Origin of the sequence: Paenibacillus oleatilyticus (assembly GCF_018998565.1) — a bacterium.
Classification (GTDB): Bacteria; Bacillota; Bacilli; order Paenibacillales; family NBRC-103111; genus Paenibacillus_G; species Paenibacillus_G oleatilyticus.
On the sequence record NZ_JAHNZO010000001.1, the window covers coordinates 278,988 to 301,260 of the forward strand.

Consider the following 22,273-nt stretch of genomic DNA (forward strand, 5'->3'; position numbering starts at 1 on the left):
CGTACCTCCGCACGATTGAGTTAATTGTGGTTAACATAAGATCCTTCTGCAAAAATGTTATACTCGCTTATTCTTCGATCCGTTAAACCTTTTACAGGCTGACCGTTGACTTTGTTCCAATCCATAAACTCTGCTTTTAGTCGTTCATTCGATGCTTTATTCACTATTGCCATAGCCAGTTCACTATAGGACATTTCAACACCAATAGGCCCAACGTTATATACAAAACTTACCATGGCATCAAACTGATTTTGGCTTAAAGAAACTTTACTATTGTCCATCCATTCCCGTACATAACCCGCATATTCGCCATTCAACTCATCCATTAGTAGATTTATGGCCCTCTCTTGGGTTATTCCATTACTGAAGTCCTCACCTGGCCGAATAACATGTCCATATCCGATTGTTAAATTTTGTTTGTCTTTCCCTCGATATGCCTCAGGGCGAAAACTTTCCCAGCTCGCAACAAAGTCAACTAACTTTTTGCTCACCTTCATTTCCTTTGGATTTATAGGAGGCTGTACCGGAACAGGTTGAGCAGGAGTTGGATGCGAAGGAGCTGGCGGTTTTGGAGTTGGGGTCTGCAAAGGATACTGTGCCATAAGCTTCTGGGCTTCATTACTGTAACTATCCTTTGCCTTTTTTACCTCCGAGGGCTTGTCACTCATATTCTTCCCATCAACGATTCCCCGATCGTTCGCCGCATACCACTTGGCCGTCAAGTCATTTAACCGCTTCGCATCCTCCAGCGATTTTTTACCAATATGATCAATCATAATCAGTTTATCCCGAATTCCTTGTCCCGCTTCGCCCGCGGCCTTCATCTCTCTCACATTCCCGACTTCGTTGGCCTCCATCCAACGCACCGTCTGCTTCTGCATCTGCTCTTGCGCCCACGGAGGCATCTTTTCCATGGCACGCAGCTTGTCTCGAAACCCTTCGGCAAGCTTCGCTGCCCTTTTCATCCCTTCTTTGTCACCGCACGCTTCTGCCATGTACCAAGCTTCCTTGTACTTCCTGATCCAGTCCTTAGCCCAGTCGGGATAGGTTAGATTCAACTTCTGTTGCTCTGCCTCCAGATCGGCGGCTTGTGCTTTTCTTCGGGCATTGGCACCCATAAGGGCCTTCAACAGCGGTGTCGGACCGAACGTGGGTTCCTTCCATTTCATTGCGCTCTCCCCTAGTCGTTACTTTTAAAACACTCTCACTTCCGACATGCACGTATCCGAATACTTGTCTCCCTTTTCCACTTCAAGAATGGTAAGTTTAATAAACGACGTTTTGACCTTCTTGCCAAAATTCATTTGCACAAAAGAAGCATTCAGAATCTCGGAGCTTCCGTCCGAAAACTCAGCCTTCAGACTCTTAACTCTATTGTTTGCTTTGAACGTTTGCAGCGATTGCGCCAAGCCGTTGATGAGATTGATACCGGATACTTCTCGAAGTTCTCCGAATTCGAGCGTGACGGTTTCTCCAATCCCGCCCCCCTTCATGCCTTCGCACCAGCCTGTCTTTGTATTCCCGTCCGTGAGTTGATTTGCGTTGTACGATATTTTATTCTCGTCCGGCAGCGTAGAAGAAGCGGTGACTCTTTTGACAGGGGTGCTCTTCTTCACCTCCATGAACGGCGTAGAGGAGCGAATCCATCGCACGGGATGCACTTCAAACCCAATCCGTTGAAACGCGTCCTCGAACTTCGTCTTCTGTTGGTTCTGCAAGTTTAATTGAAAAACATTTCGATCTTGATCCGTATACACGAGCATTTGGCCGCCCGGGGAAATGACCGGAGATAACATGGACTTGCCAAGCGGTTTCCGTTCCTCGCTTTCAATTGTCAATAAGTAGGTGGTAGCATGATCTGCCGTATAAATCAGCTTGTCTTCAGCAAACCATTGATGAATTTGGATATCTTTAGAACTCACGTTTATCTTCTTGATGATTTTGTTATTTGCGATGTCAAACAGAACAATATTGCCCTCATTATCACTAAAGCACAGTTCGCTGCTGTCAGGGGAAAATCTCCAGCCAGCAACCGAGTACATATCTCGTTTAACTAGAGGTAGTTTTGTCTTTTCATTCTCCTTCGCTCGAAATAGATAAATGTCCTCATTTTCCTCAAACAAATATTGGTTGAGATCGGGGGACAACGCATATTCATCAGTAGGTAATTCAAATTTCAGCTCAGTTTGATGCGTAAGAGGATTATAAATTTGTGCAGCGATGTTTGATCTTTGATGGGAAAAGTTTGTTAGCAAAACTCTCCCTCCGTCTTCAGAAATTCCGCCGACACCAGATCTTCCGCCCAAGGATTGCTCAACGCTATCCATCGCATAAAAATTCCTAAAGTGATCCACATTCACAAAGCTTTCCTCGCCTGCTGCATTTCTTAGGTAAGCTATCATTTCATAATCATTATCCCCACGGAACAGAAGCCAATCAGATAGCTTCTCTTGTGGAATACTCGTAGGACCAATTACCTGCGTTTGCTCCAAAACGGGACGATTAGCCGAATTGCTTTTTGGGATGGTCTCCTCTTCATTCCAGCATCCGGTTAGTAATAACTATCTTATTTCGCAGTATCTTTAAACAATCATTCATTTCATTGATACTTCCCCTATTTATGAATTACATTATATTCCGAGGTTGAGATGCAATTCTCCAACCTTTTTGTAAGACATAGATAAATTTGATGTTGATAATTGTATCTCCCATGCTTTCCTCTGCACTTGGTACAGTAAATTCAAATGACTTAGCGTTTCCATTGTCAGCTACTAGCTTGACAGTTGCTTTTTCCCAGTCGTTTAGGGAGCCCCATCCTAATGATTGATATGATAATTTATTATTAATAATCTTATAATCAGACGATCGAATAAAATCGCTAGTAATCTCCTTTGTAAAAACCTCTTCGAGGTAAACCGTCAACTTATCGATAGTGTCCAAGTCATCACAAAAATTGTAGAAATAATCTTCGCTGACGGGAGTACTTTTTTGCTGATCTTTACAATCGCTACCACCGTCCAGCACATTGAAGTAATGATTCATTGCTTTATTTCTTAAGGCTAAAGCTTCTTTTTCACCAAACTGCGCTATTGTCGTTTTTTCTGAATCATTCTGATTTTTACCATTTATTTCCTCTTTAGGAATTCCAGAACTTGCATAGTCACTGCATGATGTCAGTCCCAAGACAGCAATGAACAGAACAAGAAGTAAAAATAATTTTTTCAACGCGTGTCCACTCCTATTTTTTATTTTGTAACCAGTCTCCAACTGACGACAGGAACTTTATCATAATGTTTAGACTTATCCAAGGTAGTATGCACACCTCCACTAGGGTCAATGACTTGTATATCTGAAGCCTTCTTGCCCTCTCCCGTTATGCCAACAACGACAACAAAATGTGAATATGATGTGCCTTTATACGTCCCAGCAACTTGAATCATTAAGGGTTGCTTATTCCGATAACACTCTACCGCCTTTTCTAAAACCTTAGCTTCGTTCAAATTTCTGGCTTCAGTATACTTTGCACCTATGGATGCAGCAGCCCCGGGAAAATCAAGCAAATACTTTGAATTAACGAATTTTGATTCAATTGTTTTAAAATTAGTATTTGCACCATAGAAATTTAATACCATCGCCATTGAAGCAATCGCGCAACCTTCTTTGGTAATCTGAGCGACGGGCTCGACTTCTAATTTACCGTTATTATTTTGAGCCTGACCTTTTTCATTAGACGAGGAAGAAGAAGTGGCAGGACTTCCCGGTGCCGGCTTGGCAGGCGGGGTCCCTCCTTGCGGACTCGGCTTGGTGGCAGGCGGTGAGCCTGCGCTGCTATGCGGGTTCGGCCAGGGCAGAATCCCGTTTGCCACCTGATACACGTAAGCCTCCAACAGTTCCCTCGTGTGGGTCCTTCCTGTCAGCCCATACTTACCGGCAAAATCATTCAGCGCGTCTTTCAAGGCGAAATCCCATTCATCTTTTACATCTAACTGATATTTAAAATCATTCGGGAATTTTTTGGCCAACAAATTCAAATTCTCCCGCGCCGCGCGGTGGCTCACGCCGTATTTTGCTCTAATCGCATCAGCACTCTTGGAGATAGCAAGCGTACTGTCCAGCGTCAGCTTGTTTTGAGCGTCCGAATATTGCTGTGTTAATTCCTCCAAGCGGTTGGCATCTTTGTACGAATCCGGCGAGCTGTTTCGGATCAGAGCGATCATCTGTACCTTATCTCTGAGGGAGTTTGCCGCCGCATGGCAATAGTCTTGAACGGATTTATTGCCCGCTTGACTCGCCTCGTACCACTTCTCCGTATACTCGTTCATCTGTGCTTGCGCCCACGTCGGCATCGCGTGAATCTCGTCAACTTTGTCACGGACATGCTTCGCCTTTTCGGCTGCTTCCTTCATGCCCTTCTCATCACCGGCCGCCATGGCACGGTAGTAGTCCGCCTTGTATTTGAGAAGGAGCGACTGCGCCCAATCCGGGTAATTCTTCCCCCCGCTCATCTCCTGCTGCAGCGACTGATAAGCCTTGATCTCCTCGTCGGGGATGGAGGCCGTTAAAACGCGGGTTCCTTTAATATGGGTCTCTCCGTCCATCCGGATTTTACTCGCCTTCGATGATACGCTAAGCTCTTTGGCAGCCGTAATCTCAACACGCTTGCCATACATGACGAGATCTTCGCCTGTGGTGAGAAGCATGGTGCCTTTGCTGTACAATTCGGCTCCGGTTCCTTCGTTGAGCTTGATAAAGAGATGGTTTTCCCTGCTTGCCAGCGCCGTTTCTTTCTTATCAAACCGTGCCTCCTTCTTCCCCTTGGTCCGAAGCCGCTTCGTATGGGGATCGTTGATTTTGTCCCCTCCGGCTGTATGCTTTCTCAGGGAATGACTGACGACCGCATCCTTTTCCTCGCGGGATGGAAAATACAAGCTCACCGTATCGCCAAGTTCAGGCATACAATGCCACCCGATTCCGTTGTCGCTGGTATAGTACGTAGGGTAGGGGAACCAGCAGGACGCATCTTTCTCCTGCGTTTGACCCTCATCTATTTTGAGATCCAAGCGAACCTTTTCGTCCTTCACCTCACTGACTTTCCCTTCCAGCGAAGTACCCGAGAGTTGAGGACAGAAGGTCCGGCTGCGCTTCAGACCGGCTTCCGGGACAAGTACATAATCGTACTTCAACACCTGGCTCTTTATGCTCGCAGTCACTCGATTGATGACCAGCGCTTTGTTCTTGAACTGTACGACATCCCCGATGTCAAAAATCTGGTCGGACTCCACTTCGTAATACATGAACTCCCGTTCGTCCGCTTTCCCCCAGTCACCGTTAACGATCGCTTTACCGGACTCCGCCGCATGTCTTCCGGTCGTATAATTCATTCTATTTAATGTTCCCTTGACTTCCTTCCGGGAAATGCCGAACCAGAATCGTGGTTCCTCCGAGGTGACATCCGCGACCACATCGGTATAAAAACGGGAAGCCATTCGTTTTAAAAACTGCCAATCCGTTTCCTCATATTGAAGCGTAAATTCATCCAACGTCTTGCTGCCCGCCGATAAATCGATAAAATCCGAACCGGTGTACTTTCCGATAACCTTGCGAATGAGTTCCGCATAGGTCATGTTACGATTTTGAAACGAACGGCTGCGCACCTTCTTGTCCATTTGATAGGAGGATGACAAACCTCGAACAACCATCACATAGTTGCCGTTGCTAAAACGTATTTCCATCTCTGTCACGGTACCTTTGAACAAACAGCAAGGTTCCTGATTATCAACCTTCTCAAACACCTCGATCTTCTCGTCAAACTGAGCTAAGTCTTCAAACTTTTTCTGGTGGTCGTCCGATACGACAGCTTTAAAGTATACTTCTCCATGACTGCCAACCTGCTTAACCAACTTAAAATCCAACAGCGCCACAATCTCATAGGGCGCCTTGATCTTCAAACGACGATGCGTCGCTTCAATTACCTGCTGCACCATCGAAGCAACCTCCTCTCCAATAAACAAACGCCTCGCCTATTGACCGTCCTGTTCAACGGTAATTTTCCCCTTCCACATACATAGATTGGTCGAACAATTCAGCAGAGCGGGGAATTGATCGATCATCACATCCGATTTCCCATTTAGCCAAGGCACCGTAATGGCCGGTTTGCACGGCATTTTCTTCAATTGCCCCTGGTTGGCGGCTGTTGCGGAGGCAACTTCCGGATTAGCGGTGCTGCTGCACATGCCAAATGCCGGAATGTTGTGTCCCGGCTTGAAGTCGTGCACATTTCCTTGCGGCTTCCCGTTAATGGTGATGTTTCGTCCGGTCGATGCCTTAAAGGTCGCTTTCGCGCTGCCACAACTACACTGAAGGGAGGCGCCTTCTACCACATAGCTGAAGTTCATTTTACATCCCCCTGACGTCTATTTTTTTGAGGGTTATTCCTTTCAGATCGTACCTGAGTATGCTTTCCGCCACATCAAGATCGACGACAATAAAATCCTCCAAACGCTCTGCGATTCTGAATATTTTGTAATGTCCGAGCCGGTTCGGCTCAAGCATAGGCCGTTTCAGCGTATCGTTCCTGTTCCATTCGCTTTCTTCCGACAGGCCATTAACTGTTTCCGGCACAGCGATCCAGTACAGGCTCTGTTTCATCGCCTTGACATCGGCAAGAACAACCAGCTTATAGTATACGTTCGGCTGATACCGCTCGAAAATTGCCTTTAAAGCATCCGACACTAGTGGAATCGGCCTATCGATGAAATCGATATATTCGCCCTTCCCTTGGGTGTAAAACTGCAAAATCGTATGCTCCAGCGCGGCGCGCCCTTCTTCGTTCCGCAGCATACGTTGGTCTACGCTTTTAGCGATCCCGGCCGGTTCCTCGAACTCGGTTATACGTTCATCCTGAGCTAAGATATAATATTCCATGGTAAACTTTACCTGACCTCAACAACAGAGGCTTTCCTCCTATACGGATTCTTGGCTGTATACGACTTCGCTGATGCCTTTGTGTTCCCCCACCCGGACTTCCAATCCCGGCTCGCACACCATGTCCCGATACTCCTTCAGCCGGATTGCCTCGGGCATCGCATAGCTGGCCATATCGACCACCAATCGGTTGAATGCCCCCGCCGCCTCCAGCTTGATTCGTTCAATATCGGGCTTGATAATTTTGCCCATGTACTTTTTTCCGAGCTGCTCCAGTTCGTCTTCCAACTTGTCCAAATATTTGAAGGCCCATCCCGAATCGTACGTTCCTCGGCACGGATATGTATCGAAATACCAGTCCTTGTCGAACGCCTCTACGACATGCTCGTGCTTTCTATCTAATAAATAAGTGCGCCTCATGGAATAATTGATATACCCGATCTTTGCTTTTTTCCCCGCGGATTGCATTTCTTTAATATCCAGACAAATACGGCGAAAAGACTCGATAAAATCCTTCGCCAGCTCGTCTTTGCGGGAATGGTATTCATCCTCCGCTTTTTCGATGTACTCCTTCTGCTTGTCCTTGACGTAAGTTTCCCAAAAATGCTTCAAGGCTTCTTGTCTGGTCATATCAAGTACCTTTCCACTTCAAGTTTGGCTCTGCTGCTCTAAAAGCAGCATAGAATGTATGTTCTTTCCATTTTATCATGATCCCAATTCCTGATTCTGTTTGGTTTGACTCATTATTTGAAAAAGCTGCTGTTCATGTAAGATCTCGCAGATGCAAAAAGCACCGATGTTCACTGATAAATATTAATTCCACATTACATCGAAAAATGCGGGGCCGTCTTCAAAGTTCGAGTATTTTTCTGCTGCGGCTATTTCGGAGATTGTGGTCATTTACCGCGTTCTTTTATTATTTTGTTAAATTCGTCTTGCAGCTCTTTATCTTTCGAATCGCTGCTTGCTTTTAAGCTCTTATAGAATTGTTGATCATACTCGTCAGTTAGTTCAATAAAGTTCAGATAACCGTCTACTGAATCATAGTATTTAAAGTATTGATCTAAATCTTTCTTAAAAATCGGGTTACTATCGTCATAAGGCAGCCCTGTTTGAAGTGAACGAGCAATCACCATGCCCTCTCTTCTTGACAATTCCCGATAAAAGCCCGTGTGATATTGATATACTTCATATTGGACGGGAGACATCACGAGAATCTTCGCAAGTATTGTATCTTCAACGTTTGGCTCTATAGCTTTATACATGAAATCAATGCCATCGGTTGTATCACGTGTATAAACCCGGTCCGACCAATCCAAGGGAAATCCGAAGCGCACGCCCAGCTTTTCGTTTGAAATAACATGGTGATTGGTCATGGCGGATTTTTCCGGACCTTTATACTGGGGTCCGTCCCTATGATCTGCGACAGATGCGTTGTCTGCGTGTATACTTTTGTCAAAATCCTGACCTTTACACGCCGAAAGAATAAGTGTGAGAAGGAGGATCGCAAATCCGTACCTCTTCAAGCCGCCCCCTCCTATCTTGAAGCCTTCGCGGGGTTATTATAGAACATCGGAAATTAAGATAGCATGCTTCGCAAAATGTGGTTTTTTAAGACTCCTGCTGCGAGGATACAGACCGTAAACAAGTCATCCAAATTTTTCCGCTCATGGTTTGAAAAATCACGGAAAGCCCTTAATCGTTAAGGGCTTGTCCTATGTAGAACTGCAGCGACTTCCGATCACCGGCTCAACCCGATCATCGTATTATACGAATCGACCACAGCCGAAACGCGCTTGTCGAAGTTTTTCAGCGGCATGTTCTTTCCGCCGGTCGTTACTTTTCCTTTCATATCGCTGCTGATCGTCGTGTCCTTGGTCCGCAGAATCTCCATCAGGTCGGCGGAAGCCGTCTTCATCCGCTGGATGCTGTCGGTAAACACGGGAACGATCTGTACCTTTTCTTTTTTCAGCCTTTCCTTATCCTTCGAAAGCTCCGTAAACTTGTCGATATCTTCCGTCAGCAGCTTGTACAGCTCGGCGTATTGGTTCGCGTCGAAATCCAGCACATTGTCGTCGGTCACCCCGGCCTTGTCGAACGCCTTCTGGATATCCTGCGCCCGGTTGACGATGCTCATCGCATGGTAGCGGACCAACTGATCGCTTTTCTTGAGCTCCTCCAAATCTTCTTTCTTCCTTTGCTCCGTGATGACGGCAAAATCGGCAAAAAATTTGTCGGCTAAATCCGACACTTGATTAAACTGCACAAGCAATTTCTTGTGCAGCTCCTTGCCTTTGGCAAACTCGTCCTCGGCATGTGCTTTGTTCTGATAGTACGTCTGCATCTCGCCCGTTGTTTCCATAAGCTCCTTCAGCTTGGGAACCAGCGCCTTGACCGATTCGTCCGCAGCCTGATAAGAAGGTTCCTTCGAGGCGAACGCCAGCGCTTTATCCACATCGTCCTTATGCCCTTGCAGCACCGGAATCGTGTTGAAGCCGGTAAAGTTTTTACGGATGCGGATTTCTTCCTCCCCGCCAAACTCTTGGAAATACATTTCGAACGTCTTGTCCAGCCTCTGGGTCAAGTAGTTGCTTAACGCGATATACGTATTATATTTTGCCGTGTCCTGCGCTTGATTCGATTCTTGCTTCGCTTGGGTGGTTTGTTCTTTTACCTTCTCTGCGATTTTGCCGATGGAGCCGCAGCCGCTGAGGGATACGCAGACGGCCACGCCAAGCAACAGGATCGTTAAACGTTTACTCATGATTCGCAAGTTCCTCTCACTGTATGAATTTCTGGTTGTACTCTTATCACACGCCTGCTACTCCACAATCATCCGTCGCGGACCACCCGGCCTTAGATCCGGCCCTCGGCGGTTTCCGCCTTGGACATCGTCCAAGATGCGTCCCAAATATTTATGAATTTGCCCGTTGTCGTACGGCTTATAGCCCATGCCGAGCCGGGTCCCGATATAATGCAGGATCAACTCGCGGTCCACGGCTTCCTGGCTCATGCACTGCATCGCAAAAGCGATATCGTACGGGTTCGTGCTGCCCCGGCTGAGCAGTTGGGTCGCAAAATACCGCATCAACGCAGGGTGAACGCTGCGCTGCCCGACGCCCGCATAAGCCGCGTGGATTATGTTCCACGTATTGAACTCGGTGGCGAAGTCCGCGAAGCTCTGGTACTCCGACCGCAGCTTCGCGCCCTCCTTCAGCTTGAACCGCCCAAGCTCCAGCTCGCTGCCGCCGGCGGCCTCCTCGTCCAGGACGAGCTCCGCGCCGTACACCGTATAATCGCTTTGCTCCTCCACTGCGTGAAAGCGGATTTTGAGCATGGTCTCCTTGCCGGTCGCGGAGTAAGGCACCTGCTGCTCCTCCTCCAGCGTATACAGCCGGCCGCCGTGCTTGACGATCCCGCAGCCGACCACAAGCTGTTCCGCTTCCACTCTTACGTCGGTCCCCGCTACGATGCCGTCCGAGAAGGACTGAAAATACAGGTCCGCAAGCTGCCTCGGGTAGTCCCTCAGACTTTCCAGCATCTCCCGCTTCAGAATCCGGCCTTTATGAAAATTCGGATATATATTGGAGAACATCCGCTACCTCCTATTTCCAGCCGTCAAAGAAATCAAGCTCCGACAGATCATTTTCAAATGCAAAAAACCGCTTGCTTCCCAAATACAGCTGCTCGTCCTCCCGCGCAACCGGCACCACATGGAAGCCCCACTCGTTGTCCTCCGCGAACACGAAAAATTTGACCTCGCCGTTCTGGATGGAGTCCGTGTCGTCCTGTGGAATCTTGGCCCCGTACCGTCCGGCGATGTCCTCGTAGCGGATCGGCTCGAAGCTGCCCGGCTCGTTGGCATACGCATACTTGTGGCGCACAGCGCCGTCGCTTCCTTTCAAGAAGAGCTCCACCTCCTTGACCTCGAACGGCCGGGAGATGGACCCCTGCACCTGATTCAGCCTTTCCTGGCTGCTGATCAAGAGCTTTTCCTGCCGGCTGTGGGTGAAGGCGCTGACCGTATAAGGGACGACCGGCGCGTGATTCGTAATATAGGCCTCGATCGTGCCTGCTTTCCGCGCGCTGAGATAACGGATCGCTCCCCGCAGGCAGGCCAGCTTCAGCTCCGGAACGCTGTCGCTCTCCTCGGTTTTTTGCCGGAATTCGATGCTGCGGCCCGGGACGAATTCCTTCAGCGCTTCGCGGAAGCTGTCGATGCGGCACGATTGGCCGGTCAACTTGATAATGGAATATTCCTGCAGCCGCCCGTCCTGGTAAAAGTCTTCCAGGAACTTGCGCACGATATCGTAAATATCCGCTTTGATCAACAGGTTGATCTCGTTAATATTGAACACGACGCGGGGGAATTCGTAGATATCCTTCATGCGGCCGTTCTCGTAGGCGGACAGGCACCAGCGATCCACCGCCGTTATTTTCAGATCCTGCTCCTGCCGGTCCCCGGTCTGCGAATCGAACCGGTTGCGCAGAATGCCCGTCTTGCGGAAAAATTCTTTCTTCATGCTGTCGGCGATTTCCCACAAAAAGTAATAATTACTTTTTACCCGCAGGTATTCTTCCCGCGTCCGGTTTTCGTAATCCTTGAACCGGGTCGGAATAATGCGTTCCGCCTCCCGATAACGCGCTTCGAACCGTTCGTAGACCGATTCGACGCCGAATTCGTCCACGTGCCGGAACAGGTCGGGGCCAGGAATGCCGATCAGGCTGTCGATATCCGGCACGCTGCCGCCCTTCGTGTAATAGTCGGCAAAGACGATTTTCATAAACTGCAAAATCCGATATGTAATGTTGTTGCCGCCAAAATTGGTGTCGCCGTTCTCGTAGGCCGTATGAATATCCAGCTTGTAGGAGATGTGGCCGTCCTCGATCCGAAACCGGCACGAAGACAAATCCGTCGTGCCTCCGCCGCAGTCGATGACAAGCGCGTTATACGTCTCGCCGTCGGCAAACGTATTTTTCTCGATCTGATCGGCGATCGTATTGAACAGCACGGCCATCCCTTCGTCCAGCGCGTCGTCCGATTCGATGCGGTAATCCGGCAGCAGCTCCGCGAACATTTCGGCGAACTGCGTCTTCAGCTTCACGGGGCTGGAAATGTGCAGCTTGCGGAAGCGGCACTTGAATTGATGCTCCGCCGTTTCGATCACGTGAAGCAGGTAGGCGCGCAAAATGTCGTTTCTGCGGACGACCGCCGTATTTCCTTGCCCGTCCACAATTTCCTCGGGAAGCTTATACCGGTTGACCCAACGCTTGATGCCGTGAAAGACGGTAGCATGGCCGGTATACCCGTTTTTCTTCATGAATTTCATGGCTTCATGACCAAAATAATATTTCACCTGCTGCGTATCCGAGCAGTCCGCTACGGCAACAATCGTCGGCAGCAGCTCGATCCATTCCTCCCGTTTGCCGCCGGCCACCGGGAATTTCACCAGATTGATGCTGTTCAGCCGAAGCGTCCCGTTCAACAAATCGTGGCGGGAGGGATTGGAAATGTAGCTGCTGTCCAAATAGGCGCCCGCCGTTGTGTTGGACGTTCCGAAATCGATAGCCAGCACCGCGTCGGTATCTTCCAGGTCCCGGATTTCCAGCTCCGGAATCGGAATTCGCCAGTAGTGCAAATTCGTGGGCGGCAGCGGCTTGCTGCGGGTGTAGGTCTGGTATACATATTCCGAATCCTGCTTGCGGAACAGCAGGAAGCTGTAATTTTTGTTCGAGGTGCGGCGAAACGACATTTCATTAGAAGCGGTCAGGCAGTACATGCCCGGGCTCGGTCCGTCCTTGACCAGATTCATAATGCCGCACAGCTCCATATGATCGTTGACGAGCAGCACGTTCGATTCGGTGACGGTGCCCGGAGCTTTGACCCGGTATTGGTCGAGTTTATCTACCTTAAGTCCGTCGTACAGCGTCACCTTGGCCGGAATTTGAATACTGCCGTCATCCGGCAGCGGTGTATTCAAATAGCGGGCGATCGCCGCCTCCACGCGCTCCCATCCGTGCTCGTCGTAGCTCTGGATCAGCAAGCTTTGCTCCGCGCTGCGGTATTTCAGAATCGTGCGGATGAGCGCTTCGCGGTCGAGCGGTCCCGAGAGCCCTTCGACCAGCTTTTCCTTATGGCAGATGCTCCGCAATTGCAGCGTCGTCATCTCCGACAGCTCGTCCCGCGTGTACTTGACCTTGCTCGTCTCTTCCGTGCCGCCGTTCTTCGGCGAGTGCAGCTTATACGTTCTCATGTCTCCGCTCCTTTCGTAGAGGACCAAGTCCGGTGAATCATTTAGCGGAGAGAATCCGGAGACAAAGGCGAACGCTGACGCTTCTCCAGAACGATTCCGCTCACTCCGCTCGTATTCACCGAACTTATAAAATTAATACATCGCGATATGATCTACGCGCATCGTGTCCTCAACGTCCACAATGCCGAAATGATGCTCCCAATACGTCTCCGTATGAAAACGCACGGGCAGAAACAGGTCCTTGATCAGTTCCAGCTTCGCCCGTGTGATCTCATTCTCCCGCTGTCCCACATAGAACAACAGTTCGTCCTTTTCCTCGCAATTGGCGTAAATCGTCGAATGCTTGAACAATTTCCGCATCGTATCCTTCAGCAGATACACCGCTTCCCCCGTCTCGTACAGCCGCAGCAGATTGCAGGCCACCACTTCCCGCTCCTCCCGGTTCAGCAGCTTCAGCCGGTCCCGGACGCCGTCGCCGAACAGCCCCGCTTCCATATCCCGGAGCACGAACCGGATATAAAATTCCCGCTTGTTCATCCCCTGCATGAGGTCGATATCGGTCAAGAAATGCATCGCAAGATCGAACAGCGTGCGCCGAAATTCCGTATCCTCTTGATTGTTAATATCGAACAGATCGCGGAAAATATCGTAAAACCGGTAATACGGATTCACTTCGACCGTACGCTCTTCGACGGTGCGGGCATTCAGCGTTTCGGCGCTCAGCTCCATATAAGGCGAGTATACTTTGGCGGGGGCAAAATAAAGGTCGTCCTTCGGCGTGCCCGCGTCCGCAGCCCGAATGACCAGATCCCATACGTAATTCAAGCCCATTCCCCTTCGCAGACGTATTCTGGAAAATACATTTGGATCTCCGAAACGACAAAGCTCATCAAATCCTGCAAAATAAAACTCCCGCTCCGGCGGGCTCTAAAGCGGAGCCGCATCCGTTTTTTGTCGTTCTCCACCCGCACGTTGTCGCTGATGAACGGGTTCATCCCGTAGGTGACTTCCTTTCCGTCCGCCTCGTCCATGATCTCGACCTGCACCAGCTCAAGATCGTCCGAAGCCTCAAAAGAACCCGCGATCCGCGCGATCTCGCCCTTCGCCCGGACGACGACCGGATGCTTGCGGGAGAAGCGGCCGGTGAAGCTGCTTTTCCGCTTGTTCGAAACGAGCTCGTAAGCGAGCCGGCCGAGCTTCGTCGGTGTCGGCTGCGTAATTTTCAGCACGTTCCAGTTCCCGGATTTGTCCTGCGGGGACACGATGGTCAGCTCCTCCGGCATCCGCTTGATATACCGGATCAGCGCCTCGTCCCCGTCGACCAAATAGCCGTGCTGCGTCCCCGTTTTGCGTAAGGACAGCACATGCTCGAAATTAATCCGGTCGGCAGCCGGTACCGGAAAGCCTACGTTTTTGAGCTCCAAGCGCTCAATGTTCCACATCGGCACCATGTCCAGCTTTTTGTACGCTTCGAATTCCTCAAGGAATATCCGGATCTCAAGCAGCTCCTCCTCCGGACCCGAAGGCTGCTCCCCGCCGATCCACAGCACGTCGAAAAACTTGCCCGCGTAGGGATGATTCACCGTCTTCCACGGCACGTTGTTTTTTTGGAAAATAAAATAGAGCTTTTCCAGCTCACGGATATACGTGAGGTTTTGCCGCAGACGCACCTGTATAGACCGGGTGCCTCCTGTAGTCACGATTTCTCCCCGGAACGTGCGCTTGCCCCGAAGCAGCTCCTTCAGCTTGGAGTAATCGCACTGCAAAAACAGCGTCATCAGCAGCGCCTCTTCCCCGCGCTGCATTTGTTCCGTCACGCTTCGCAGGTCGCACGTTTTCGGCTCGGTGTCGGCGGCAAGCATCGGGTACAGAAACTCGTGAATCGGATCGATCTCTTCCCGGGCACATAAGGTCACATAGATGTCGTCCCGGTCCTCCTGGTCCTCCACCTCGTTAAACACGCGCTCCTCCAGCTTGCGGTTCAAATCCTCCTGATACTCCACCAGGTTCAAAAAGACGCCCGTCACAATCTGCTTCAAGAGCTTGCGCTGTTCGAGATCCTCCATACGGCTCAGCCTGTCCAGCAAGATGTCTTTCATGGGAACTCACTTGCCTCCTCCCTCGGTCTTCTCGGCCTGACCGCCGCTTGCCGCTTTGGCTCCGCCTTGGCCGGCAGCCCCTTGGTTTGCCGCGCCCGCTTCGCCTGCGCCTTGAGCTGCCGGAGCGCGTCCACCGGCCCCCGCAGCCCCATCGGCTCCGGCCGACTGAGGCGGCTGCGGAGGCGGATTCAGCTTCTCCTGGGCCTTCGTAATTTTCCGCTCAACGCCGAGCACCTTCTCCAGCATATTGATTTCCTGATAGATCTCCTGCGCCATCGCGTAGGAGGTTACGGCCTGCTCGTAAGCCTGCGCCGTATAGCTCTGGTCGCCCTTCTTCTCCAGCTTGTCGGCGTCCAGCTGCTTCTTCTCCTTGAAGACGCCGGCGATCTTCGCATCCGCCGCCTCCAGCTTCGACGACAGCTCCTTTTCTCCGCTTGCAAAATCGGCCTGCTGCGCCTCCTTTTTCGCTTTCGCGTAAGTTTCCTTGGCGCCTTCGTAATCCTGTGCTTGCAGCTTCTGATCCCCCTGCTTCATCAGCTCCGTAATTTGCTGGTAGGTGCGGGTTTTGGCAATTTTGCTCTCTATATCCTTCTCATCGTATACGCTTTGCTGCTTCGCTTCCTTCTGCGCCTTCTCGTAGCTGTCGAGCGCCTTCGCATAATTTCCGTCTTTGAAGGAGCCGTCGCCGTCCACGATGAGCTGCGCCGTCTTTTGCTTTTTGCCGATGAGCCGCATATGGACGACATCGCTCACTTTGATCGCCGCATTGCGCGCTTCGCTGTATTCCTTGACCGCGTTCGGATAATCCTTCTCCTGCACCGCCTCGTCGCCGCTTTTTTCACGCTCGAGGATGGCGGCCGCCGCCTCCACTTTGGCCTTGGCGGTCTTGTATGTATATAAATAGGCTCCCCCTCCCAGCAGCAGGAGAGGAATCAGCACCAGGGCGATCCTTTTTATGATTTTCCATTTCTTCTTCGGGTCTTCCTTGAACACTTTGTTGACATAAACGGCCGCAGCCGTGTAGTTCGGCACTTGCTTATTCTGCCGGCTGAGCAGCACATCCTCCAGCGTATCGACAAGCTCCGCCGGCTCCTTGACCTCTTCCAGCGCATCGAGCATCTCCGCCCCGTCTACGTTCTCCCATAAGCCCGACGTACAGAGCAGCAGAACATCGCCCTCGGACAGCAGCGTCTTCTTGGAAACAAACGGCTCGAAAGCGCCCGGCTTCCCCATATACCACAGCAGGTTGTGCCGTTCCTCGTGCCTGTCCAGCCGGTCCTCCGACAGCTCTCCCGCATCGGCCATCGACCGCGACAAGCTCTGATCCTTGCTTTTCGTATGCAATCTTCCATTGCGAAATTGATACAGCCGGGTGTTCCCGGATACCGCCCACACCATCCGGGTGTAGTCCGTAGCGACCAGCGTCAGACTGACCTTACGCCGGACCCGGCGGCTTTCGATCTGCAGCAGCTCGTGCGCTTCCCACAAATACCGTTTCAGCTTCCGGCGGGACAGCGTCGGCTTATCTAGAAAACTGCCAAGGACGCTCTTGACCGCCAGCTCGGCGCTTTCTTTCTCCGTATCGGAATCGAGCCCACGGGCAATCACATAGCAAGCTTTATCGTCCTGCTCCGTAAACGCAAAATAATCCTTGTTGCGGATAAACGTTCCCGCCTCGGATAGAAAGCTCGTTTTAAAATCGCTGTTTTCCTTACGCATCGGGTTCTACCAGCCTTTTTCCAAAATCACGACCGTCGCATTGTCCTGGTGCGTGAGCTGCTTCCGCTCGATCGCTTCGATGATTTCCTGGGCGGCGTCGTAGGCGGCAATCGGCTTGGACAAAATGTCCTCCAGCTCCACTTCCGTGAGCGTATTGTACACGCCGTCGCTGCACAGGATCACTTTGTCCCTCTTTTGCAGCCGGACGGGCTCCGTGCCGATCTCGATATTTTTGAAGCCTTCGTAGCCCAAATAGTTGACCAGATGGTTCTTCATCGGACTGTCCAGCGCTTCGTCCCGCGTAATCTCTCCGGATACAAAGCGTTCCTCCAGCACCGATTCCAGAATGTGCTTCTGATTGACGTCAATGAAGTCCCCGTTCCGGAAAATTTTGATGAGGCTGTCCCCCACCGCTCCCCAGTGCAGATTACCGTCTTCCACGACAACGGCGACCAGTGTCGTTCCGCCTTGTGCCCCTTTCAGGGTGTGCATGATTTCCGCATTGCTCGCTGCAGCCGCAGTCGTAAAAAACTCGGGAAGCTCCCGAATATGCTCCAGCTTGAGAAACTGCTTGACGAACGTCGTCACAGCAGCCGTACTCGCCGCCCTGCCTCCCGACAGCCCGCTGATGCCGTCGGCCAGAACGGCGATCGTCCCGTGCGGGCTGACGAAGGTGGAGAAATAGTCGTCCTGCTCCTCTCGCGCCCCGATCGTCTGTCCGTTGCCGATCTCGATCTTCGGAACGGTGCTGTCCTGATGAAGCAGGCCTCTCCTGATGCGGAACAAAACCACAAGGGTGCAGGCGCAGGCCCAAACGATAACGTAAGGCAGCCATTCGTGTTGTTCCGGCATGCTCATCATTCCTTACCCGATTGATCTTGGTCCCACTCGAAGTGCACTCCGCATAACGGAATGAACAGAAACTTGCTGTGTCCGAGCTGCACGACATCGTACGCGGTTAATTCGACCGGGGTGTACACCGCTTCGTTGTTATGGTAAGCGAGCCCCGACGCATCGCCCGGCAGCAGGAAAAAGTTCCGCTTCTTCGGGTCGTACACGACGACCGCGTGATTCCGGCGGGAGATGGTGTTGTCCCCGATGATCCGGATGTGCATATCCTCGGCCCGGCCGATAAAATTTTTCTCTGCCATGATCCGGTAATCTTGTCCTTGCTGCGGACCTTCGATGCAGACAAGCCAGCCGGTGACCGGCTCGATGCCTTCGGACTCCCCCAGATAAGGCATCGTCTTTTCGTCTTCCTCGACTCTTGCCGCTTTCTTGCCCTCGGCTTTGGATGCCGGCTCCACGACCATGCTGCAATAGGGGCATACGCTGCCGTGCTTTCTCGTACTGAACATGTGTCCGTTGGCGCATCTTGTCAAACTCATTGATATCCATTCCCCCGTCTGCTTCTTCTCAAAGCTCAAAGCCGAAATGCTTTACTTGACCAACAGCCTCGTATTGGCAATGTAAATCGTATCGCCCGAATGCACTTGCTCGGGCTCGTCGCCGTTCAGCAGCCGCTTGCCGCTTTCGCCGCGTTTCTTGATGCCGACGCCGTTGCTGGAGTCGAGATCTTCGATATACCAGTTGCCGGAAGCATAGTTCAGCACCGCGTGCTGCTTGCTGACCAGGGCGGCATACTCGGTGCCCGACAAATCGATCTGCACTTCAAGATCGGAGGAGCTTTTCCCGATCAGGAGCGACGTCTCCCCGTGGATGTACCATTCCTTGATCCGTTCGCCGTCGTCGCCGAGCAGCGCCAGCTTCGTAATCGCCGCTTCCTTCTTGACTTCGGGCGCCGATGCAGCCGTCCGCCCGTACTTTCGCCAAGCCATCCCCGTCAAGCCGATGATGAAAAAGACGGCAACGAACAGCTTCAGGGCGACGTTATCGTTCCATATATACGTATAAACCAGGGTAAAAGCCGCGACCAGCGCGATCAGCACGTTGACTACGGTTACCCATACGGATTTTTTTTCGCTCAACATTGGTTCCCCCGTTGGAACAGGATGTGCTTATTTTTTTCGGATGCCAAAATATTTCTCGAACATAGCCGTCGTATCGACCGGATTTTTCGTCTCGCTCTTGTTCTTGATCCCGGCTTCCCCGCTTTTGGGATGATAGCCGAAAAAACGCTCGAATTGCTTTTCCATATCTTTCAGATCAAACTGGGGCTGGCCGCTCTCGGCGCGCCGCTCCTTCGTCTTGGTACCGGCGCCGGATGACGAACCGGCTTTTCCTTCCTGCTTGCGGTCCAGACGTTCGTCGTAGGCTTGCCTCGCCGACGCGTCGGACAAGGTCTGATACGCTTCGGTCACTTGCTTGAACTTAAGCTCCGCCTGCTTGCTGCCGCCGTTGGCGTCGGGATGATGAAGCTTGGCGAGCCGCTTGTAGGCTTTCTTGATTTCTTCGGGGGAGGCACTGCGTTCGACCTCCAGAATCTCGTAGTAATTGTTCATCGGATTCCATCCTTACCGCCGGAAATGGAGAAAGTTAAGGGGCGGAACGGCCCCTTAACTCCTGTTGCTTGCAATAACCGGTCAAGCCGATTAGTTCGCGTATCCGCCTTCGATTGTGGCGAATTCCGTTTTGTCTTTCTTTTGCTTGATGAAGAGCGTGAACGTGCCTACGCCTTCCGTGTCGCCGAAACGCTCTTGATAGTCAACGACGAACGCGTTCGGGAAGTAGATTTTGCGCACCACTTGGCTGGCAGCGATCACTTCCAGCGTCACTTTGCGGTAGCAGTCGGATTTCTCAGCCGGTACGAGCGACCACAAAGCAAGCTTCATCGTGTCGTCGGCGCTGTCGCCGTCCGTTGCGGTGATGATTTTGCCGGAGATTTTCAGGAACGCGCCTACGTCGGTCGATCTCGCGTTGGAGTCGTTCGGCGTATCCGTGTCGTAAATCACCGATTGAATGTTGTCCATGCCCAATTCGATTGTTTCTGCGCCTTCTACTTTCAGCCTGAAGCCCATAGATAAATCCTCCCTTAAGGTAAGTATGTTCCCCGACAGCGTCTGGCGCTGCCGGGATTTATGTTGAAAGGTGAGCTTGCGAAAGCTCTCCTTTAACAACCGCATAAGTTTGTTCAGCATCGTTACGCTTTAACCGGGGTGGTTCCTTTCGTGATCATCACCTCGAGGTTCTTCACGTTGCCGTTGAAGACCAGGTCGATATGGCACATGTTGCTCTTATCGTCGATAATGTAGCTCATGTCGTCCCCGTCCTGTATGATCGAGTTGACGTACCCCCGCGTGCCGAGCCACTTGCTCTTTTGGCTGCTCGGATTGTTGCTGAAAAATTTAACGATGTTGTCGTGTTTGAAATCGCCGGTTTGGAAGCGCAGAATGCGCTCGATGTACGTGCTGACCAGCGTTTTGTAGATCGAATCGAAGCCGTCGTCGGTTGACGCAAGGCTCCGCGCTTTGTAGACGGTGATGCGCTTGATGTCTTTGCCCTGCAGCTGCGCGTTCTCGGAAGAGAACACGAAGCCGAAGTTTTTCCGGTTGATCGAATCCTTGATGTTGTTCGTGAAGCCGGAAATTTCCTTGGCCATCGTCGTAACGGCACGCAGACCGTTCTCCCCCGCCTCGATATCGAAGCGCACGCCCGGGAACTCCCGGCTTACCGTCTTGAACGATTCGCGCAAATATTCCGGGCACTGGTATGCCGCCACGATCCCCGCCGCCACATAAGCTGCGCCGACGTAGACGCCTTCGATCCAGAGCTTCAGAATATCTTCCTTCTCCTGCGAGAGCTTGACGCCGCCGTCTTCGGTTTGCAGCATTTTGCTGTCGATGACGACCCCGGACTTGTCCTTCGGAATAATCGTGAAGTTCGGAACCGACGGGACCGCGAATTCGCTGAATTCTTTGCGGACCAGCAAGCCACATTTATCGATGTACTTGTCGATGCCGGCGGTGGCCATGCTGTTGAACGTCGTTTCTTCGCCGGTCTCGAAACTGAAGAACACCTGTACCTTGAAGTCCTTGATCACCTGCAGCAGCATCGTGAGCGATTCCATCGTGTTGCCGTCCTGCTTGGCGACCTTTTCGTTGCCTCGGAACCGCTCCCGGCTCACCTTCGAAGCGCCGGAGGAATCAAGCTGTACCGAAGGAACGATGCCGAACCAGATCGTGTCGGTGAAATCGTTCTTCGAGTTGACCGTGTTCAGGTACGTTTCCAGCCTCGGAATGTTGCTGCTTTTCACGATCATGTCCAGCTTGGTGTTCGTAATCAGCATCGAAGGCTGCATGCCTTTGTTTTTGGTGGAGTACTGGTCGAAGAACATTTTAATACCCAACAATTTTTCCACCAAAGGCTTGACGGTCTTCACAAACTCGTCTTTGGCGTTCTTGTAGAACTCCAGATACGTGTTGTAGTTCTGCACTTCCTTCTCGGTATCGATCTCGCTCTGTACCGCAGGCAGCGGGCAGAACGTCCGCACAACCAGATCTTTGACGTAGGCGGAAGGTGTATCCGACACGGACTCGTAATCGTCCTCGAATACGTTGATCAGGCCGTTCGTGCTGCTGTCGTCCGCGATCATAAGCTGCATCGTGTCCGATTTCGGCGATTCGATAATTTTCAGCTCGCCGGAATCGCCGATCATCAGCATCCCGATCTGGATCGCTTCGGATTCGTTCTCTTCCTGCGCCCCTCCAAGAAGAAGGCGGGTCTTGATGTCTTCGATCGCCAGCGGAAGCATGGCCATCACGTTGTTATAGTTTTTGCTGGCGTCCTCGAACATGATGTTCAGCTTGTCCCCGAGGTCCAGCTTTTTCGGATCGCCGTCGTCCAGCTTGTCGTATTGCCCGTACAAATAATGGATTTCCTTGCGCACCTGGCGGATGTCATCCATGACTTTTTTCGGGGAGATCATGTCGAGCAGATTCTCGAACTTGAAGTCCACGTTCGGGATGCCTTGGCTGCGCTTCGTGTCGATCAGCGTGAACAGCATTTTCAGAAAATCGTTGCTTTGGTCGATCTTGATCTCCGAAATGCTATCCTCGGCAATCCCTTCCGGCTTCTTGAGGGTATACATAACCTTCTGGTTGGCCGCATTGAAAAACGAGTACACGGTCGGCGAAAACTTGTCCAAAAACTCGTCGAAGCTGCGAACGAGCAGATGCTGGTTAATCTCCTTGATCTTGTCGTCGCTCAAGCTGTCGATGCCTCTGACGTCTCCGACGATCGTGACGAGATCGAGCTTTTCCGGGTTGATCTCTTCGAAGAGCATGGTGCGGTTCGTTTGATTGATGATGTCCATTGAGC

The 22,273-nt window shown here is 51.4% G+C and carries 20 protein-coding genes; all 20 read right to left on the minus strand.

Translation table 11 applies throughout. The annotated features are described in order from the left end of the window. Window positions 1-20 precede the first annotated feature (20 nt). Window positions 21-1,169 (minus strand): lysozyme, encoded by a 1,149-nt coding sequence (locus KQX66_RS01280; RefSeq protein WP_216788832.1) that lies wholly within the window; start codon window positions 1,167-1,169, stop codon window positions 21-23. A 24-nt stretch (window positions 1,170-1,193) separates the two neighbouring features. After that, window positions 1,194-2,492 (minus strand): discoidin domain-containing protein, encoded by a 1,299-nt coding sequence (locus tag KQX66_RS01285; RefSeq protein WP_216788835.1) that lies wholly within the window; start codon window positions 2,490-2,492, stop codon window positions 1,194-1,196. A 133-nt stretch (window positions 2,493-2,625) separates the two neighbouring features. Then, complete coding sequence (locus KQX66_RS01290; RefSeq protein ID WP_216788837.1) at window positions 2,626-3,225, minus strand: DL-endopeptidase inhibitor IseA family protein; 600 nt, start codon at window positions 3,223-3,225, stop codon at window positions 2,626-2,628. Between the two features lie 20 nt (window positions 3,226-3,245). Further along, complete coding sequence (locus tag KQX66_RS01295) at window positions 3,246-5,984, minus strand: C39 family peptidase (protein WP_216788840.1); 2,739 nt, start codon at window positions 5,982-5,984, stop codon at window positions 3,246-3,248. 36 nt (window positions 5,985-6,020) lie between these two features. Further along, entirely contained in the window at window positions 6,021-6,395 is a 375-nt protein-coding gene (locus tag KQX66_RS01300; protein WP_216788842.1) for a DUF4280 domain-containing protein, read from the minus strand. Window position 6,396: 1 nt separating this feature from the next. Then, the gene (locus tag KQX66_RS01305) at window positions 6,397-6,924 is read right to left on the minus strand and encodes an imm11 family protein (protein WP_216788845.1); all 528 of its coding nucleotides are present in this window, start codon (window positions 6,922-6,924) and stop codon (window positions 6,397-6,399) included. A 39-nt stretch (window positions 6,925-6,963) separates the two neighbouring features. Beyond that, complete coding sequence (locus KQX66_RS01310; protein ID WP_216788848.1) at window positions 6,964-7,554, minus strand: hypothetical protein; 591 nt, start codon at window positions 7,552-7,554, stop codon at window positions 6,964-6,966. Between the two features lie 266 nt (window positions 7,555-7,820). Then, window positions 7,821-8,450, minus strand: coding sequence for a hypothetical protein (locus KQX66_RS01315; protein ID WP_216788855.1), 630 nt, complete (start codon window positions 8,448-8,450; stop codon window positions 7,821-7,823). A gap of 215 nt (window positions 8,451-8,665) precedes the next feature. Beyond that, the gene (locus tag KQX66_RS01320; RefSeq protein WP_216788859.1) at window positions 8,666-9,688 is read right to left on the minus strand and encodes a YiiG family protein; all 1,023 of its coding nucleotides are present in this window, start codon (window positions 9,686-9,688) and stop codon (window positions 8,666-8,668) included. A 57-nt stretch (window positions 9,689-9,745) separates the two neighbouring features. After that, window positions 9,746-10,519 (minus strand): DNA and RNA helicase, encoded by a 774-nt coding sequence (locus KQX66_RS01325; RefSeq protein WP_216788861.1) that lies wholly within the window; start codon window positions 10,517-10,519, stop codon window positions 9,746-9,748. A 10-nt stretch (window positions 10,520-10,529) separates the two neighbouring features. Continuing rightward, window positions 10,530-13,178: an acetate and sugar kinases/Hsc70/actin family protein gene (locus tag KQX66_RS01330; RefSeq protein ID WP_216788863.1), complete on the minus strand. Its 2,649-nt coding sequence runs from the start codon at window positions 13,176-13,178 to the stop codon at window positions 10,530-10,532. A gap of 132 nt (window positions 13,179-13,310) precedes the next feature. After that, window positions 13,311-14,009, minus strand: a complete 699-nt coding sequence (locus tag KQX66_RS01335; RefSeq protein ID WP_216788865.1) for an iron-dependent peroxidase — start codon at window positions 14,007-14,009, stop codon at window positions 13,311-13,313. Continuing rightward, entirely contained in the window at window positions 14,000-15,277 is a 1,278-nt protein-coding gene (locus tag KQX66_RS01340; RefSeq protein WP_216788867.1) for a normocyte-binding protein, read from the minus strand. The genes KQX66_RS01335 and KQX66_RS01340 overlap by 10 nt, the downstream gene beginning before the upstream one ends. A 6-nt stretch (window positions 15,278-15,283) precedes the next feature. Further along, entirely contained in the window at window positions 15,284-16,996 is a 1,713-nt protein-coding gene (locus tag KQX66_RS01345; protein WP_216788869.1) for a PP2C family protein-serine/threonine phosphatase, read from the minus strand. Window positions 16,997-17,002: 6 nt separating this feature from the next. Then, window positions 17,003-17,854 (minus strand): PP2C family protein-serine/threonine phosphatase, encoded by an 852-nt coding sequence (locus KQX66_RS01350; protein ID WP_216788880.1) that lies wholly within the window; start codon window positions 17,852-17,854, stop codon window positions 17,003-17,005. Further along, window positions 17,854-18,384 carry an FHA domain-containing protein gene (locus tag KQX66_RS01355; protein ID WP_216788882.1) on the minus strand — a complete coding sequence of 177 codons (531 nt, stop codon included), beginning with the start codon at window positions 18,382-18,384 and terminating at the stop codon, window positions 17,854-17,856. The genes KQX66_RS01350 and KQX66_RS01355 overlap by 1 nt, the downstream gene beginning before the upstream one ends. 51 nt (window positions 18,385-18,435) lie before the next feature. Beyond that, window positions 18,436-18,987 (minus strand): FHA domain-containing protein, encoded by a 552-nt coding sequence (locus KQX66_RS01360; protein WP_216788886.1) that lies wholly within the window; start codon window positions 18,985-18,987, stop codon window positions 18,436-18,438. Window positions 18,988-19,014: 27 nt separating this feature from the next. Continuing rightward, window positions 19,015-19,458: a DnaJ domain-containing protein gene (locus KQX66_RS01365; protein WP_216788888.1), complete on the minus strand. Its 444-nt coding sequence runs from the start codon at window positions 19,456-19,458 to the stop codon at window positions 19,015-19,017. Between the two features lie 90 nt (window positions 19,459-19,548). Then, on the minus strand, window positions 19,549-19,974 hold the full coding sequence (locus KQX66_RS01370; RefSeq protein WP_010497257.1) for a hypothetical protein: 426 nt from the start codon (window positions 19,972-19,974) through the stop codon (window positions 19,549-19,551). 122 nt (window positions 19,975-20,096) lie between these two features. Beyond that, a complete protein-coding gene (locus tag KQX66_RS01375) occupies window positions 20,097-22,268 on the minus strand; it encodes a zinc-binding metallopeptidase family protein (RefSeq protein WP_216788890.1) in 2,172 nt (723 codons plus the stop codon). Between the last annotated feature and the right edge of the window lie 5 nt (window positions 22,269-22,273).

Excerpts from the sequence above, each read along its gene's own strand:
- KQX66_RS01280 (WP_216788832.1), bottom strand. The coding sequence starts at position 1,169 with ATGAAATGGAAGGAACCCACGTTCGGTCCGACACCGCTGTTGAAGGCC.
- KQX66_RS01295 (WP_216788840.1), bottom strand. The coding sequence starts at position 5,984 with ATGGTGCAGCAGGTAATTGAAGCGACGCATCGTCGTTTGAAGATCAAG.
- KQX66_RS01300 (WP_216788842.1), bottom strand. The coding sequence starts at position 6,395 with ATGAACTTCAGCTATGTGGTAGAAGGCGCCTCCCTTCAGTGTAGTTGT.
- KQX66_RS01305 (WP_216788845.1), bottom strand. The coding sequence starts at position 6,924 with ATGGAATATTATATCTTAGCTCAGGATGAACGTATAACCGAGTTCGAG.
- KQX66_RS01310 (WP_216788848.1), bottom strand. The coding sequence starts at position 7,554 with ATGACCAGACAAGAAGCCTTGAAGCATTTTTGGGAAACTTACGTCAAG.
- KQX66_RS01320 (WP_216788859.1), bottom strand. The coding sequence starts at position 9,688 with ATGAGTAAACGTTTAACGATCCTGTTGCTTGGCGTGGCCGTCTGCGTA.
- KQX66_RS01325 (WP_216788861.1), bottom strand. The coding sequence starts at position 10,519 with ATGTTCTCCAATATATATCCGAATTTTCATAAAGGCCGGATTCTGAAG.
- KQX66_RS01330 (WP_216788863.1), bottom strand. The coding sequence starts at position 13,178 with ATGAGAACGTATAAGCTGCACTCGCCGAAGAACGGCGGCACGGAAGAG.
- KQX66_RS01335 (WP_216788865.1), bottom strand. The coding sequence starts at position 14,009 with ATGGGCTTGAATTACGTATGGGATCTGGTCATTCGGGCTGCGGACGCG.
- KQX66_RS01340 (WP_216788867.1), bottom strand. The coding sequence starts at position 15,277 with ATGAAAGACATCTTGCTGGACAGGCTGAGCCGTATGGAGGATCTCGAA.
- KQX66_RS01345 (WP_216788869.1), bottom strand. The coding sequence starts at position 16,996 with ATGCGTAAGGAAAACAGCGATTTTAAAACGAGCTTTCTATCCGAGGCG.
- KQX66_RS01350 (WP_216788880.1), bottom strand. The coding sequence starts at position 17,854 with ATGAGCATGCCGGAACAACACGAATGGCTGCCTTACGTTATCGTTTGG.
- KQX66_RS01355 (WP_216788882.1), bottom strand. The coding sequence starts at position 18,384 with ATGAGTTTGACAAGATGCGCCAACGGACACATGTTCAGTACGAGAAAG.
- KQX66_RS01360 (WP_216788886.1), bottom strand. The coding sequence starts at position 18,987 with ATGTTGAGCGAAAAAAAATCCGTATGGGTAACCGTAGTCAACGTGCTG.
- KQX66_RS01365 (WP_216788888.1), bottom strand. The coding sequence starts at position 19,458 with ATGAACAATTACTACGAGATTCTGGAGGTCGAACGCAGTGCCTCCCCC.
- KQX66_RS01370 (WP_010497257.1), bottom strand. The coding sequence starts at position 19,974 with ATGGGCTTCAGGCTGAAAGTAGAAGGCGCAGAAACAATCGAATTGGGC.
- KQX66_RS01375 (WP_216788890.1), bottom strand. The coding sequence starts at position 22,268 with ATGGACATCATCAATCAAACGAACCGCACCATGCTCTTCGAAGAGATC.